Annotated in this window: 17 protein-coding genes; 5 read left to right on the forward strand and 12 right to left on the reverse strand. The window is 63.2% G+C overall.

Features of this window, described 5'->3' with window-relative positions:
- The first annotated feature begins 45 nt into the window (after window positions 1-45).
- Genes purM through EB815_RS26255 form a run of 3 tightly spaced genes read left to right on the forward strand, consistent with a single transcriptional unit; the run spans window position 46 to window position 2,384 of the window.
- Window positions 46-1,155, forward strand: coding sequence for a phosphoribosylformylglycinamidine cyclo-ligase (gene purM, locus EB815_RS26245; protein WP_065004974.1), 1,110 nt, complete (start codon window positions 46-48; stop codon window positions 1,153-1,155).
- The gene (gene purN / locus EB815_RS26250; protein ID WP_056563083.1) at window positions 1,152-1,859 is read left to right on the forward strand and encodes a phosphoribosylglycinamide formyltransferase; all 708 of its coding nucleotides are present in this window, start codon (window positions 1,152-1,154) and stop codon (window positions 1,857-1,859) included. The genes purM and purN overlap by 4 nt, the downstream gene beginning before the upstream one ends.
- Before the next feature lie 15 nt (window positions 1,860-1,874).
- The gene (locus EB815_RS26255) at window positions 1,875-2,384 is read left to right on the forward strand and encodes a SixA phosphatase family protein (protein ID WP_056563086.1); all 510 of its coding nucleotides are present in this window, start codon (window positions 1,875-1,877) and stop codon (window positions 2,382-2,384) included.
- A 49-nt stretch (window positions 2,385-2,433) separates the two neighbouring features.
- On the opposite strand, the gene EB815_RS26260 is transcribed toward EB815_RS26255, so the two are convergent.
- The 4 genes from EB815_RS26260 to EB815_RS26275 all read right to left on the reverse strand — a co-directional run bounded on the left by EB815_RS26260 (window position 2,434) and on the right by EB815_RS26275 (window position 4,049).
- Window positions 2,434-2,676 (reverse strand): DUF680 domain-containing protein, encoded by a 243-nt coding sequence (locus EB815_RS26260; protein ID WP_056563090.1) that lies wholly within the window; start codon window positions 2,674-2,676, stop codon window positions 2,434-2,436.
- 220 nt (window positions 2,677-2,896) lie between these two features.
- Window positions 2,897-3,130, reverse strand: coding sequence for a DUF680 domain-containing protein (locus EB815_RS26265; RefSeq protein ID WP_056563093.1), 234 nt, complete (start codon window positions 3,128-3,130; stop codon window positions 2,897-2,899).
- A 440-nt stretch (window positions 3,131-3,570) separates the two neighbouring features.
- Window positions 3,571-3,798, reverse strand: coding sequence for a DUF680 domain-containing protein (locus tag EB815_RS26270; protein ID WP_056563096.1), 228 nt, complete (start codon window positions 3,796-3,798; stop codon window positions 3,571-3,573).
- Between the two features lie 47 nt (window positions 3,799-3,845).
- Window positions 3,846-4,049 carry a DUF680 domain-containing protein gene (locus EB815_RS26275; RefSeq protein WP_056563099.1) on the reverse strand — a complete coding sequence of 68 codons (204 nt, stop codon included), beginning with the start codon at window positions 4,047-4,049 and terminating at the stop codon, window positions 3,846-3,848.
- Between the two features lie 480 nt (window positions 4,050-4,529).
- Here EB815_RS26275 and EB815_RS26280 point away from each other — a divergent pair, with 480 nt between their 5' ends.
- The gene (locus EB815_RS26280; RefSeq protein WP_056563102.1) at window positions 4,530-5,198 is read left to right on the forward strand and encodes a response regulator; all 669 of its coding nucleotides are present in this window, start codon (window positions 4,530-4,532) and stop codon (window positions 5,196-5,198) included.
- Window positions 5,188-6,546, forward strand: a complete 1,359-nt coding sequence (locus tag EB815_RS26285; RefSeq protein WP_056563105.1) for a sensor histidine kinase — start codon at window positions 5,188-5,190, stop codon at window positions 6,544-6,546. Before EB815_RS26280 ends, EB815_RS26285 begins: the two co-directional genes overlap by 11 nt.
- A 13-nt stretch (window positions 6,547-6,559) precedes the next feature.
- On the opposite strand, the gene EB815_RS26290 is transcribed toward EB815_RS26285, so the two are convergent.
- The 8 genes from EB815_RS26290 to EB815_RS26325 all read right to left on the reverse strand — a co-directional run bounded on the left by EB815_RS26290 (window position 6,560) and on the right by EB815_RS26325 (window position 14,638).
- Entirely contained in the window at window positions 6,560-7,438 is an 879-nt protein-coding gene (locus EB815_RS26290) for an ABC transporter permease (protein WP_056563108.1), read from the reverse strand.
- 11 nt (window positions 7,439-7,449) lie between these two features.
- Window positions 7,450-8,259 carry an ABC transporter ATP-binding protein gene (locus EB815_RS26295; protein ID WP_056563111.1) on the reverse strand — a complete coding sequence of 270 codons (810 nt, stop codon included), beginning with the start codon at window positions 8,257-8,259 and terminating at the stop codon, window positions 7,450-7,452.
- Window positions 8,260-8,365: 106 nt separating this feature from the next.
- A complete protein-coding gene (locus EB815_RS26300) occupies window positions 8,366-9,379 on the reverse strand; it encodes an ABC transporter substrate-binding protein (protein WP_056563114.1) in 1,014 nt (337 codons plus the stop codon).
- Between the two features lie 203 nt (window positions 9,380-9,582).
- On the reverse strand, window positions 9,583-10,359 hold the full coding sequence (gene dapB, locus EB815_RS26305; RefSeq protein WP_056565519.1) for a 4-hydroxy-tetrahydrodipicolinate reductase: 777 nt from the start codon (window positions 10,357-10,359) through the stop codon (window positions 9,583-9,585).
- Window positions 10,360-10,367: 8 nt separating this feature from the next.
- Window positions 10,368-12,461 (reverse strand): ATP-dependent helicase, encoded by a 2,094-nt coding sequence (locus EB815_RS26310; protein ID WP_056563117.1) that lies wholly within the window; start codon window positions 12,459-12,461, stop codon window positions 10,368-10,370.
- An 86-nt stretch (window positions 12,462-12,547) separates the two neighbouring features.
- A complete protein-coding gene (locus EB815_RS26315; protein ID WP_081294691.1) occupies window positions 12,548-12,721 on the reverse strand; it encodes a hypothetical protein in 174 nt (57 codons plus the stop codon).
- Window positions 12,722-12,996: 275 nt separating this feature from the next.
- Window positions 12,997-13,197 carry a hypothetical protein gene (locus EB815_RS26320; protein ID WP_065004973.1) on the reverse strand — a complete coding sequence of 67 codons (201 nt, stop codon included), beginning with the start codon at window positions 13,195-13,197 and terminating at the stop codon, window positions 12,997-12,999.
- 280 nt (window positions 13,198-13,477) lie between these two features.
- Window positions 13,478-14,638, reverse strand: coding sequence for a M20 aminoacylase family protein (locus EB815_RS26325; protein ID WP_056565521.1), 1,161 nt, complete (start codon window positions 14,636-14,638; stop codon window positions 13,478-13,480).
- Window positions 14,639-14,641 lie beyond the last annotated feature (3 nt).

Raw genomic sequence — 14,641 nt, forward strand, 5'->3', positions numbered from 1 at the left:
GAAACCGTTCATGCGAAGAGCCCGCAAACGAGCAGGAAAATTGTGATGAGCAAGCGCGAAACTGGCCAGCACAAAACGGGCCAGTCCAAAACGAGCAAGCGCAGGAACGGGCTCACCTATGCCGAGGCCGGCGTCGATATCGATGCCGGCAATCTCATGGTCGAGAAGATCAAGCCGCTGGTGCGCGCGACGCGCCGGCCGGGCGCGGATGGCGAGATCGGCGGTTTCGGCGGCCTGTTCGACCTCAAGGCCGCCGGCTTCACCGATCCGGTGCTGGTCGCCGCCAATGACGGCGTCGGTACGAAGCTCAAGATCGCCATCGATGCCGGCAAGCACGACACGATCGGCATCGACCTCGTCGCCATGTGCGTCAACGACATCGTCGTGCAGGGCGCGGAACCGCTGTTCTTCCTCGATTATTTCGCCACCGGCAAGCTCGACCCCGACCAGGGTGCGGCGATCGTCGGCGGCATTGCCGAAGGTTGCCGTCAGGCCGGCTGCGCGCTGATCGGCGGCGAGACGGCGGAAATGCCAGGCATGTATCACGGCAAGGATTATGACCTCGCCGGCTTTGCCGTGGGCGCGGCCGAACGTGGCCAGCTTTTGCCCACGGACGACATTGTCGAAGGCGATGTGCTGCTCGGCCTCGCCTCCTCCGGCCTGCATTCGAACGGTTTCTCGCTGGTGCGCCGCATCGTCGCCGCCAGCGGCCTGGCGTGGAGCGATCCGGCGCCATTCAACGACGAGGCGACGCTGGCCGAAGCGCTGCTCGAACCGACCCGCATCTATGTCAAATCGATCCTCAAGGCCATCCGCAACACGCATGGCATCAAGGCGCTGGCCCACATCACCGGTGGCGGCTTCCCGGAAAACATCCCGCGTGTGCTGCCCAAGGATTTTTCGGCCGAGCTCGATCTCGAAGCGATCGACGTCCCGCCGGTGTTCTCGTGGCTGGCCAAGACCGGCGGCGTGGCGCCGGAAGAGATGATGCGCACCTTCAATTGCGGCGTCGGCATGATCCTGGCCGTCGCGTCCGGCCAGGCGGCACAGGTCGCCGCCGTGCTGCAGGAGGCCGGCGAGACGGTGACGCCGATCGGCCGCATCGTGCCGCGCCGCGACGCCGGCGTCATCTATCGGGGCTCGATCGGCCTATGAGCAGAAAACGCACAGTCGTCCTGATATCGGGGCGCGGCTCCAACATGACCGCGCTGATCGCCGCTGCCAGCGACCCGGCCTTTCCGGCCGAGATCGTCGGCGTCATCTCCGACAAGGCGGACGCCGCCGGCCTCGGCATCGCCAAGGCGCGCGGCATCGCCACGCAGGTCATTACCCGCGCCGACCATGGCAGCAAGCAGGCGCATGACGCGGCGATCGACGCGGCGCTCAAGGCCTTCAATGCCGAGATCGTGGCGCTGGCCGGCTACATGCGCATCCTCACATCAGGCTTCGTCCAGAAATGGCAGGGTCGCATGATCAACATCCACCCTGCCCTGCTGCCTGCGTTCAAGGGCCTCGACACCCATGCGCGCGCGCTGGCCGCCGGCCTGCGCATCCATGGCTGCACCGTGCATTTCGTCACATCCGAGATGGATGACGGGCCGATCATCGCGCAGGCGGCCGTGCCGGTAATGGTCGGCGACAATGCCGATACGCTGGCCGCCCGGGTGCTGAAGGCCGAGCACCGGCTTTATCCGCTGGCGCTCGGACTGGTCGCCGAGGGCAAGGCGCGCATGGAGGGCGGGCGCACGGTGCTTGCCCACTTTGCCGATGACGCCGACAACGGCACCTCGGTGGTGATGGCGCCCGATCCGCTGCGCGAGGAAGCCGACCTGGAACACCTGGCGCGGATCACGCCATGAGCCGAGAGTGCGGCGATGAGACAACTTCTTCTCCTGCGCCACGCCAAATCGAGCTGGGACGACCCTGACCTCGATGATTTCGACCGGCCGCTCGCCGAGCGCGGATTGAAGGCGGCGCGATTGATGGGGCGGGAGCTCGCGGCGCGCGCCTGGCTGCCGGATGAGGTGCTGGTGTCGTCGGCGCTGCGCACCCGCGACACGTGGCGATTGGTGGCCGCGAAGTTGCCCGTGCATCCACGGGTCGTGTTTGCCCAACCTCTCTACGAAGCTCCGGCTGCTGATATTCTGGGCCATATCCATAAGGCCGACCCGTCGAGCGGCTGCCTGATGGCGGTTGGCCACAATCCTGGACTGGAGGACCTGGCAAAACAGCTCGCCGGTACGGGCTCGGTGGCCGAGGCGCGCAAGAGGCTCGAGGAAAAGTTCCCCACGGCAGCCCTCGCGCGCTTCGTCTTCGAGGGCGAGTGGTCCGACCTGTTGTCCGCGCGGCTGACGCATTGCCTGCGCCCGAAGGATTTGGGCTAAAAGCCCATGCCGGGCGAATGCGGCGGACAGGTCCGCCGCATTCGTACCCTCAGTTGCCCCAGATGCCCTGGCCGGATTCCGGCCAGTCGGTGGTGGCGGTCTTCATCTTGGCGTCGGCAGTCTTGTGCCCGGCCATATCCGTGTTCTTGACCGCGCCGGTGACGGCATGATCGACGCCGGCAACCGAAGCAACCGGCTGGCTGGCATTGTCGGAGCCAAAGTGGTCGCTGCCGGCAAAGGCGCCGCCGGTCGCGAAGAGAAGAGCGAGGGCAGCGAGAGCAATCTTGTTCATTTCAATCTCCTGTTCATCCGTTGGGCGGCGTCTTGGGAGGACGGTTCCGCTGAGGACAAGACCCGGTGCCACCCGGCTTTATTCCTGAACGCGGACGTTTTTTTCTGCCGGCTGGGCAGATTGGTTGGTCAAACCGAGGTCACCAGCCCTGTCGCACAAAAAACAAGAGCGGCGGGCCAGGCCCACCGCTCTTTGTCTCGAAGCCTGCTTGAGCGTCGGCTCAGTTGCCCCAGATACCCTGGCCGGATTCCGGCTGGTTTGAATCGGGCGTCAGCTTGAAGCCGTGATGCTCGACCGGCTTGCGGATCGAAGCCGTGTGGCTGTAATCAATATTGCCAGCGGGCGCGGTAATTGCCGGCTGGTTGACGTTGTCCGAGCCATAATGGTCGCTGCCGGCGAAGGCGCTGCCCGTGGCAATGAGGATGGCGGCGGCGGTAAGTGCGATCTTGGTCATTTTCTTTACTCCGGTATTTCCAGTTCTGTCCGTCTAGTGGCGTGCCCTTGGGAGGAATTTCGCGTCGCTCGGACAGGCTGCAGGTGGTTTTTTCATTCGCCGACTTCCAATCACGAAGATGTTCCATCACGCACCGGATCGAGATGTCCGACCTCGGCCAAATCGTAGAACGACAACAATTTTACTGATCAATATCATATCGTTATAGGAACTCGCCCAACGCATGGCACGGCGATTTGCTGAACCGGCGGCCCCATCCGCTCACGGCTCGTCAAGATAAGTTGAACCGATCGGTTCGATTTCGATCAACCCCAATGTGAACCGCTGGAGCCCTGCCTCCCTCATAACTCGATCGGCATTGGCACTTATCCCATTGCACAAAAAACAAGAGCGGCGGGCCAAGCCCACCGCTCTTTGTCGTCTACCGTGGTTTGAAGGGATTAACGGCCCCAGATGCCCTGGCCCGACTGAGCCGGCACGTTGGCATTGGCGTCGCCCTGTACCTTTACGGACTTGGCGATCGAACCGGTATGCGTGTTGTCGACGTTGGAGATCGACTGGTTGGCAACCGGCTGGTTGACATTGTTGGAGCCATAATTGTCGCTGCCGGCAAAAGCGGTGCCCGTGGCAACAAGGATGGCAGCGGCGGTAAGAGCGATCTTGGTCATTTTAAGTACTCCTGAATTGAAGGTCGGATTGAAATCGACAGTCGCGATTAGCGGCCGAAGAGGTTACGGTCAGCGCCCTGCGGGGCCTGGGCCTGGACGGTTGCGGTCGACTTCGAGATCGAAGCGGTGACCGAATGGTCGACAGTGGCGGCGGGCTGGTTGACGTTGGCCGAGCCATAGTTGTCGCTGCCGGCAAAGGCGGTGCCCGTGGCAACGAGGATGGCGGCTGCTGTAAGAGCGATCTTGGTCATTTTCTTTACTCCAGTATTTATCTGTCCTGTCCGTCTAGTGGCGTGCCCTTGGGAGGAATTTCGCGTCGCTCGGACCACCCCGAAGTAGGGAATGCCTTTTGGGATTTCCAGTCGCCCCGGTCCTGCAGGACCTCGTTATATTATAGACGATGCATATTGCATCGCAGCGCACCAAATAAGAATTATTCAATTATTTCATTGCGTTAAACTCTTCCCCTCTGACGAGGGCCCAGTGATTCTGGAGGCCATTGTTCACCGTCTGCGGTACAATCTGTCAATCAGAACCGAACCGTTCGGTTCGATTTGTATACAGAAACGGGCTGATTTGACCCAGGATGGGTCTGCTGTCACCCCGCGCCAGAGCCGCATTTGTCTTGCGTTGAGATCGATACTGTCGCTCATTCAGGAGAGATCAGGGGTGCCGCGGCCGATCAAGCCTTGGGCATTCCGCGGGGAGATGGGATCCGGACCGCCATAGATATGCGACTGCTGCTTGTTGAGGACAATCGTGAACTCGCCGACTGGTTGGGCAAAACCCTGCGCCAGGCAAATTACGTGGTCGACATCGTCCATGAGGGCGAGGATGTCGAGCACGCGCTGGCGGCGGGCGATCATGCGCTTGTCATCCTCGACCTGGCACTGCCGCGCATGGGCGGGATGGAGGTGCTGCGCATGCTGCGGGCACGCGGCAACGCAGTGCCTGTGATCGTGCTGACCGCCAACGCCAGTCTCGATGGCCGGGTCAAAGGCCTCAACGAAGGCGCGGACGACTATCTCGCCAAGCCGTTCCAGATCGAGGAGCTCGAAGCACGCATCCGCGTGCAACTGCGCCGCGCCAATGACCGCACCGCGCCTGTCGTTGCCTGCGGCGATCTCGTCTTCGACACCAACACGCGGCTGTTTTCGCTCGCCGGCGAAATGCTGGCACTGACGCCGCGAGAACACGCAGTGCTTGAACAATTGATGGTGAAAGCCGGACGCACGGTGAGCAAGGCTGCACTGTCGGCTGCCATCTATGACTTCGAGACCGATGCGGATCCAAGCGCCATCGAGATCTATGTGCACCGTGTGCGCAAGAAGCTCGAAGGGTCGCGCGTCCAGATCGCCACCTTGCGCGGCCTCGGCTATCTTTTGCGCCATGAGGATTAACAGTCTCCGCCTGCAACTGCTGGCTTGGGTGGTCTTGCCGCTCGTTGGGCTCGCCACCATCAACCTATGGACCAGCCATCGCAACGCGCTGGCGACCGCGGATCTCGTCACCGATCGCATGCTTATGGGCTCGGCGCGGGCTATCGCCGAACGTGTCGCCGTGAGCGACGGCGTGCTCGACGCCACAATACCGCCGGCGGCGATCGAGATGTTCGATACCGGTGACCGCGACAGCGTCTACTACCATGTCAAGGCTGCCGGAGGGCGGCTGCTGACCGGCTATCCCGACCTGCCGGAGGCGGTGAAGTATCCCGGCACCGAGGCAACCTATCGGGACCATCTGCTGCGGTTGCTTACTTACAGCCATACGGTGGTCGGCGCTGGAGACGACTCGCCGATATCAGTTACTGTTGGTGTCACGCTTGCCGGACACAATGCCATGGTCCGGCGGCTTTGGTTTGGCGCCTTTACCCAGCAGCTGGCGCTGGTGGCGATTGCCGGCTTGTTCGTTCTGCTGGGCCTGCATCGCGGCCTGGCGCCGCTGATCCGGCTGCGCGACGCGGTGCGCTCGCCGAGCCGCAGCGATCTCGACCCGGTCGAGGTGCCGGACGCGCAAAGCGAGATCCGGCCGCTGATCGAAGCGCTGAACGTCTATATGGAGCGCGTGCGGGCGCAGATGGCGGCGCAGCGCCGGTTCATCGCCAACGCCGCGCACCAGTTGCGCACGCCACTGGCGCTGCTTTCGACGCAGGCGAGCTATGCCTTGAGGGAAACTGTCCCCGACGCACGCCAGGAGGCGCTCATCGCGCTGCAGGCAAGCTCGGGCAAGCTGGCCCGTCTGGCCGAACAGTTGCTCACCTTGTCGCGGGCCGAGCCCGGCAGCCGGCGGCCACGCGCCGATCGCATCGACCTGACCGAGGCCGCCAGGCACGTGCTGGAAACGCAGGCGCCGGCGGCGATCGCCCGCAACATCGATCTCGGCCTCGAGGAGACCGGCCCCGTGCCTGTCGTCGGCGACGGCACCATGCTGCGCGAAATGATCGTCAACCTTGTCGACAATGCGCTGCGCTATTCCTCGTCAGGCGGCAGCGTCACGGTGAGGGTGGCGGCCGTCGATGGCGAAGCCGTGCTGACGGTTACCGACGACGGCCCCGGCATCCCGCCGGATGAGCGCGACCATGTATTCGAACGCTTCTACCGCATTGCCGGTTCGACCGAGGAAGGCAGCGGCCTGGGGCTTGCCATCGTGCGCGAGGTCGTCGAAAACGCCGGCGGCCGTGTCACCCTGCGGGATGGCGCGGCCGCCGGCCTGGTGGTTGAGGTGAAGTTGCCGCTGGCAGGCAGCTAGAGCACGTCGCCGCTCACTGCGTTTCATGCAGCGGCTGGGGACGCCATTTTGCCAGGCGATCCTCGACCATCGTCATCAGATATTCGGCCCCGAGCGCCACCACCATGACGATGACGATGGCGGCATACATGCCGGCGGCGTCGAAGGATCCCTTGGCAATGTTGATCAGCAGGCCGATGCCGTAGCGAGAGCCGACGAATTCGCCGACGATCGCGCCGATAATGGCAAAGCCGAAGCTGACATGCAGGCTGGCGAAGATCCAGCTCATCGCCGACGGGACGATCACCGAGCGGGTCAATTGCCAGTTGGAGGCACCCAGGATGCGGGCATTGGCAATCATTGCCCTGTCCGCTTCCCGCACGCCCTGGAATGCGTTGTGGAACACGACAAAGAAAACCATCACGAAGGCAAGGGCGACTTTCGAGGCGAGTCCGAGGCCAAGAATCATGATGAAGATCGGCGCCAGAACCACGCGCGGGATGGAGTTGATGACCTTGATGTAGATGGAGAAGATATCGGCGGCCATCCGATTGCGACCGAGCGCGACGCCGATGACGATCCCGGCAACCGAGCCTGTCACAAAGCCGATGACCGACTCCTCCATGGTGACATAGAGGTGGTACCAGAGAGGCCCTTCCGATGTTCCTTCGGTTGTCCATTCATAGAGCCGTTGCGCGATCGCGCTCGGCATCGCGTAGAAGAACGGATCGATCCAGGCCATCCGCGCGGCGATTTCCCACAAGGCCAGAAAGGCAACCAGAATGGCTATACGCCAGAACATCACGGTGCGGCGGCGGTGCTGTGCGGCCTTGGCGGCCGCCGCTTCGATTTCGGCGTCGGAGGTGCCCGGCCTGAAAGTTCCGGAGCTGATATCGATGGCGGCATCAGTCATGGCATTCCTCCTCAGGCTGCCGCACGCGCATAACTGGTCTCGACCTCTTCCTTGAGGTCGGCCCAGATCGTGCGTGAATAGTCGATGAACTTCTGTTCGTAGCGGATGTCGGCGACAACCCGCGGACGAGGCAGGTCGATAGTGTAGACCGACTTCACGGTCGCAGGTCCGGCAGTCAGAACATATACCTTGTCGGCCAGCGCAATCGCCTCCTCCAGGTCGTGCGTGACGAAGACCACCGAGGCCTTTGCTTGCGACCACAGGCGCAACAGTTCCTCGTGCATCAGCACGCGCGTCTGCACGTCGAGCGCTGAGAACGGCTCGTCCATGAGAAGAATCTCGGGTCCGTTGATAAATGTCTGGGCAAGCGCCACACGTTTGCGCATGCCGCCCGAAAGCTGATGGGGATAGTGATGCTCGAACCGCGATAGCCCAACGCGCGCCAGCCAGTCACGCGCCGCGACGGTGGCGTCCGATTTCGCCTTGCCGCGAAAGAGTGGACCAGCCATCACGTTCTCGATCACGGTTCGCCAGGGGAACAGGGCATCGCTCTGGAAAACAAAGCCGATGCGCGGGTCTATCCCCTTGACCGGCGCGCCCATGACACGAACCTCGCCGGCACTGGGGCTTGCCAGTCCTGTGACAAGGTTGAGCGTGGTGGATTTTCCGCAACCCGTCGGGCCAACCACGGCAACGAATTCACCGCGCTCGACGGTCATTGTGAAATCGCGCAGCGCCGTCAGCGATTTGCCGGTGGGCGAGAGGAAGCGACGGCTGACATTGATCAGTTCGATCGCCGGCTCATTTTTTTCTAGTGCCATGGTGGAACTCCTGGATACGAGCGGACGCCCGCCGTCGACCAAGGCCGCCGGACGTGAAAAATGACGGGTGCCGGCGTGATGTCGTTCACCGCGCCGGCATCGCCTGCTACTTGGCGTTCTTGACGAATTCCGAAGTGTAGGTCTTGGCAAGGTCGATCTGCTTGCCTTGCAGGTCCTTCGAGAAGGCCGAAAGCACCGTCAGCACCGTCTCCGGCCCACCCTGGGGCATGATCCCGTCGGGGGTGAACATCGCCTTGCCGGCATCGAGGGCCTTAACATAGCCCTCCTTGTCGCCGACATAGTAATCCTTCGGCATCTTTTCGGCGATCTCGGCGCCGCTATGCGAGTTGATGAATTTCTGCGTCTTGACGAAGGCATTGGCCAGCTTCTGCACAATGTCCTTGTGCGCTTCGACCCAATCGGTCTGCATGTAGAGGGATGCGGCCGGGTAAGTGCCACCGAGCGCGGCCTTGGTGCCTTCCATGGTGCGCATGTCGACAAGTACAGAGGCTTCGCCGGTCTTCAGCAGCCGCGTGATCGTCGGCTCTGTCGTCATGCCCGCCTGGATCTTGTCCTGTTGCATGGCGGCGATGAAGGTGTTGCCGGCGCCAACGGGAACGGAAGTAAACTCACCGAGCTTCAAGCCGTTCTTGACCGCAAGATACTGCGTCAGGAAATTCGTCGAGGAGCCGAGGCCGGTCACGCCAAGGCTCATGCCCTTGAAATCGGCGGGCGACTTGATCTCGGGATGTTTGGTCGACACAAGCTCGACTTCGCCAGGCGCCTGGCTGAACTGGACGACGGATTCGACGAACTTGCCCTTTGCCTGCAGATCGATGCAGTGATCGTAGAAGCCGACGACCCCTTGCACGGCACCGGCAAGCATCTCGTTTTCAGCATCGACGCCGGCGGGTTCATTCAGCAACTCGACGTCGAGCCCCTCGTCCTTGAAGTAGCCGAGTGCCTCGGTCAGCTTGGCGGGTAGATAAATCTGTTTCTCGTAGCCACCGACCATGATGGAAACTTTTTCGTCGGCGCGCGCGGAGGGCGTGGCGAAAGCCATGGTGGCGACGAGTGCGGTTGTGGCGGCTGAATCAAGCAGTATTCGCGCGAGCGACATGGCCTCTTCCCTTTGTTCGTTTCCCGCGCCCCTCCTCTCTCCCATCGCTTTTTGCGTGATAATATGGGGACGCCAGCCAACAGTAATGGCATCAACCTTTCATCCAGCTTTCAGGGTAAAGCCGAAAATCATGGCAAATTTTACGTATAGGTAAGCCGCAACTGACGGGCTGTCGCGACGCTGTAACGATGCATGCCTTGTGTTCAGCCATTCAGTCCCAGCACGTCGCGCATATCATATTGGCCGGACGGGCGTCCCGATACCCAAAGTGCCGCGGCGATCGCGCCACGGGCGAACATGATGCGGTCGCCTGCCGCATGCGACAAGGTAACAAGTTCACCCTCGGCACAGAAGCTGACACTGTGCTCGCCGATCATGCTGCCGCCACGGGTCACCGCAAAACCGATCTCGCCGGCCGGACGTGCGGCGACGAGCCCGTCGCGAACGCGCCTCGCGACCGCGCCCAGTTCGACGCCACGTCCGCCAGCAACGGCCTGCCCCAGCATCAGTGCGGTGCCCGACGGTGCATCGACCTTGTGGCGGTGATGCGCCTCGAAAATCTCGGCATCCCAGTCATCGGCATCGAGCGTTCTCGCCGCCTGTGCCACCAATCCGACCAGCATATTGAGCCCGAGCGAAAAACTGCCGGAGCGCACGATGGGAATCGTTTTCGCGGCGTCGGCGATATCGGCCAGTTCGGCGGCATCGAAACCCGTCGAGCCAACCACCAAAGCGGGGCCGCCCCGGTTTGCGCAAAACCGCGCCAGGTCGGCCGAAGCCCCCGGCGTGGTGAAATCGATCACCACATCGGCCATGGCAAGCGCCTCGTCGCGGCTCACCAGCCCGTCGCCGGCACTATCCGGGCGATGGAAGCGGGCAGCGAGCGCCAGCCGCGGATCAGCCCGCACGGCCTCCGCCATCTGGCGGCCCATGCGCCCCAGCGCGCCGGCAATGGCAATCCTGACCGGTGGCCGCGTCACGATTTCAGCTATTTCCACATGCCGCGCATGCGCGCGCCGATGTCGACGCGCACTTCCGGCCGGGGCGCCCTGCCCTGCGCCGCTTGCACGCCCGGCCACGACATCTGCTGGAACGCGGCGAGGATCGAAGCCGGGATAAAACGCGTGCGCGAGGCGTAGAGATGGCGGTCGCCGCGTGCCGCCTGGCCATGCGGAAAGAAGCGCTGCGGCATGACCAGGTTGAGGCTGTCCTTGGCCCGCGTCATCGCCACGTAGAGCAGCCGGCGCTCCTCCTCGATATCCTCCTTGGTGCCGACACCGAGATCGGCCGGAATGCAGCCATCGACCGTGTTGAGAACGAAGACGTTCTTCCATTCCTGGCCCTTGGCCGAATGGATGGTCGACAGGATCAGGTAATCCTCGTCGCGATGCGGCGGTCCGGCCTGGTCGCTGGTTGCGTCAGGCGGATCGAGGGTCAATTCGGTCAGGAACCGTTCGCGCGAGGCGTAGCCCGAGCCGATCTGCTCGAGCTGCAGCAGGTCGGCGCGGCGCGTGATCGCGTCCTCGTGGATGCGCTCCAGATGCGGCTCGTACCAGAGCCTGACCTGTTCGAGGTCGGCCGGCCATTTGGCGCCGGCCCGCAGGCCCGAATAGAGCGAGACGAAGCTCGGCCAGTCGTCCGCCGCGCGTTGCGGCGGCCGCCAGCCGGCCAGCCCCATCGCCTCATCAAGTGCTGTCGTCATAGTCTCGACGATCTGTGCCGCGGCTGAAGGTCCGATTCCCGGCATCAGCTGCAGGACGCGGAAGCCGGCGACGCGGTCGCGCGGGTTTTCGGCAAAGCGCAACACCGCCAGCACGTCCTTGACATGTGCGGCATCGAGGAATTTCAGCCCGCCGAACTTGACGAAGGGAATGTTGCGCCGCGTCAGCTCGATCTCCAGCGGGCCGCTATGGTGCGAGGCGCGAAACAGCACCGCCTGCGATTTCAGCGCCGTGCCAGCCTCGCGCTCGGCGAGGATGGTATCGCAGACGAAATTCGCCTGCTCGACCTCGTCGCGCACGCTCACCAGCCTTGGCTTGTCGGTGGATTTGCGCTCCGACCACAGGTTCTTGGTGAAGCGCTCCGAAGCCTCGCCGATCACCGCGTTTGCGGCCGCCAGAATGGTCTCGGTCGAGCGGTAGTTGCGCTCCAGCATCACCACATCGGCGGCCTGGGCGAACTGTTTTGGAAAATCGAGTATGTTGCGCACCTCCGCGGCGCGGAACGAATAGATCGACTGCGCATCGTCGCCGACCACCGTCAGCCCGGCACCGTCGGGTTTCAGCGCCATCAGGATCGAGGCCTGCAGCCGGTTGGTGTCCTGGTATTCGTCGACCAGCACATGGTCGAAACGCCCGCCCAGATGCGCCGCGATCTCCGGCTCGGCCGCCATCTGCGCCCAGTAGAGCAGCAGATCGTCGTAATCGAGCACATTCTGCGCCTGCTTGGCCTCGACATAACCTGCGAACAGCTGCTTCAGCTCTCCCGCCCAGCCGGCGCACCAAGGGAAGGCCGCCCCCAAAACTTCGCCGAGCGGCGCTTGCGCGTTGACGGCGCGCGAGTAGATGGCAAGGCAGGTGCCCTTGGTGGGGAAGCGCGCCTCGGTCTTTGAGAAGCCGAGCTCGTGACGCACGAGATTCATCAGGTCGGCGGAATCCTCGCGATCATGGATGGTGAAGGCCGGGTCGAGGCCGATCTCCAGCGCATAGTCGCGCAACAGCCGCGCGCCGATGCCGTGAAAGGTCCCCGCCCAGGTCAGCGCATCGGTGATGACGGCGGCGTCGCGGCCCAGCACTTCGCCGGCGATGCGCTCGACACGTTTTGCCATTTCGGAGGCGGCGCGGCGCGAAAAGGTCATCAGCAGGATGCGGCGCGGGTCGGCTCCCCTGACGATGAGATGGGCGACGCGATGCGCCAGCGTGTTGGTCTTGCCCGAACCGGCACCGGCAATGACCAGCAATGGCCCGGCGATCGTGCCGTCGCCATGCTCGACGGCCTGGCGCTGGGCGTCGTTCAGGCGGGCAAGATAGGCGGGCTGGACAGTCGGCTCCAGAAACGTCGAATCATGGGCGGCAAGGTTCATCGCCCATCAAGCATCGTTTCCGCTTTGTTCGCAACAAGGAAGCGGCGGGCGCCACTCCTGATTTTGACGCGATTCCCGGAATGGCTCTACCGCCTGGGATCGACGCCCATGGCCGCCGATTGGCGTCGCAGAGCCTCGCGGTCACTTCTCGATGCCGGCAGCAACAGGGGATCAATGTCGTCGGGCACATCATCGATCATCTTGCGAGCGAAGCGGTAGGCCAGAAAGGCAAATGTGCCTGCCAGAAGCAAACGGATCATGCTGTGGTCTCCTCTAATAGGGATCAACCGGACGCGCGGCGTTTTGTTCCCTCTGCGCCGGTTCGCAACCAAACCGGCGCCGCCTCGTTGTGAGGTTGGAGGCGGCAGCAATGAAAAAGCTGAGATTAGCCCTCGCCCTGGTGGCTTTGACTGTAACGGCTTGCGACAACAAACTGCCACCGACAAAGGCTCCGGGAGCCGAACACGGCCTGTATTCGCCAATGCTTCCGCGATGACGCAGGGATCAGTTGGAGAATGTTGGGTGTCCTGAGGCCTCAGGGCATTGCGGCGATGCACTCCTCAAGGCGCTTGAGACGGAACTTGGCATTGCGCAGTTCGTGCCCGGTTTCCTGCCGTTGCCGGCGGCTGCGGGGCGGGTATGCTGCCGTCAGATTTCTTTCCAGTTCGGCGAGGCGCGCGCGCACCTGCCGCGCCTCCTCCTGACGCAATGCCTTTATCCAGCTCCGCCCGCGCATCTGTCTTCCCGCCCCCAAAGACCTGAGGCTTCCATGCCAGCAAGACCCCTAACTTCATGCAAGTGCGAATACTCTAAATTTAATTAGCACTAATTTAGCAGGCGGTCGCCGCAAAGAAGAAGGCCGGCGCCGCTTGGGAGGTGTCTGATAGCGCCGGCCAGGCGGATATCAGGTCCGCCGCACGGTGAAGGCTAGCTGAGTCTTGCCGCCACGTCATGCGGGATCGCGGATCTCGGCCCTTTCGGGGCGTTTTCCCCCGCCAAATGCATCCCGTAGCCTGTCAAACCTCAAGCCGTTGCCGGGCGATCGCGACATGGAAATTGGCGCCGAACAACAGCCCGTCATCGTTGAAGTCATAGCTGGAATTGTGGAGCGGTGCCGAAGCCTCGCCGTTGCCGAGGAAGACGAAGCAGCCCGGCACGTGATCAAGAAACCGGGCAAAGTCCTCCGATGCCGTCATCGGCTCCCGGGCGACCGCGATATTGCCGGGCTCGAACACGCTTGCCGCGGCGGCAAAGGCCGCGTCGACCAGTTCGGCATCGTTGCGCAGCGGCACGAATTCTCTGCTGTAGTTCACCTCCGCGGCTACATTGTAGGCGGCAGCTGTGCCCTCGGCGATGGCTCGCATCTGGCGCTCGATCTCGGCGCTGACTTCTGGCCGGAAGCTGCGCGCATCGCCGAGGACGCGGGCAAGACCGGGCAGCGCGTTGCGGGTACCGTCGGTGATCAATTCGGTCACCGACACCACCGCTATGTCGGCCGGGCTCAGCCTGCGTGAGACGATGGTCTGCAGATTGGTGACCAGCGCGCAGGCGGCCACCAGCGTCTCGCTGCCCGAATGCGGCCGCGCCGCGTGGCCGCCGAGCCCCCTGAGCACGATCTCGAAATTGTCCTCCGCCGACATCACGGGACCGGCGCGGGTCTCGAAGTGCCCGACGGGAAGGCCGGGCATGTTGTGCTGGCCAAATATCTCGTCGAAGGGGAAGCGTTGCATCAGGCCATCGTCGAGCATGGCGAGCGCGCCCCTGCCCCACTCCTCGGCCGGCTGGAAGATGAAGCGCACTGTGCCGTCGAAACCGCCCTCGCTTGCCAGCAGCTTGGCCGCGCCAAGCAACATGGCGGTGTGGCCGTCATGGCCGCAAGCGTGCATGATTCCCACATTGCCGGAGCGATAGGGCGCGGTCGATTGCTCCGATATGCGCAGCGCATCCATGTCGGCCCGCAGCGCGATGGCGCGGTTGCCGTCGCCGCGCTTCAACGTGCCGACGACGCCTGTGCCACCGACACCCTCGGCGACATCGTCAAGGCCGAACTCGCGCAGCTTGGCCGCGACGAAGGCAGATGTGCGCTTCTCCTCGAAGCCGAATTCGGGGTGCGCATGCAGGTCGCGCCGCCAACCGGTCATCTCGCGCTTCAGCGTTTCGGGATCGAGTTCGGCCATGTC

The sequence above is a fragment of the Mesorhizobium loti genome, from assembly GCF_013170705.1.
In the GTDB taxonomy this organism is placed as follows: Bacteria; Pseudomonadota; Alphaproteobacteria; order Rhizobiales; family Rhizobiaceae; genus Mesorhizobium; species Mesorhizobium loti_D.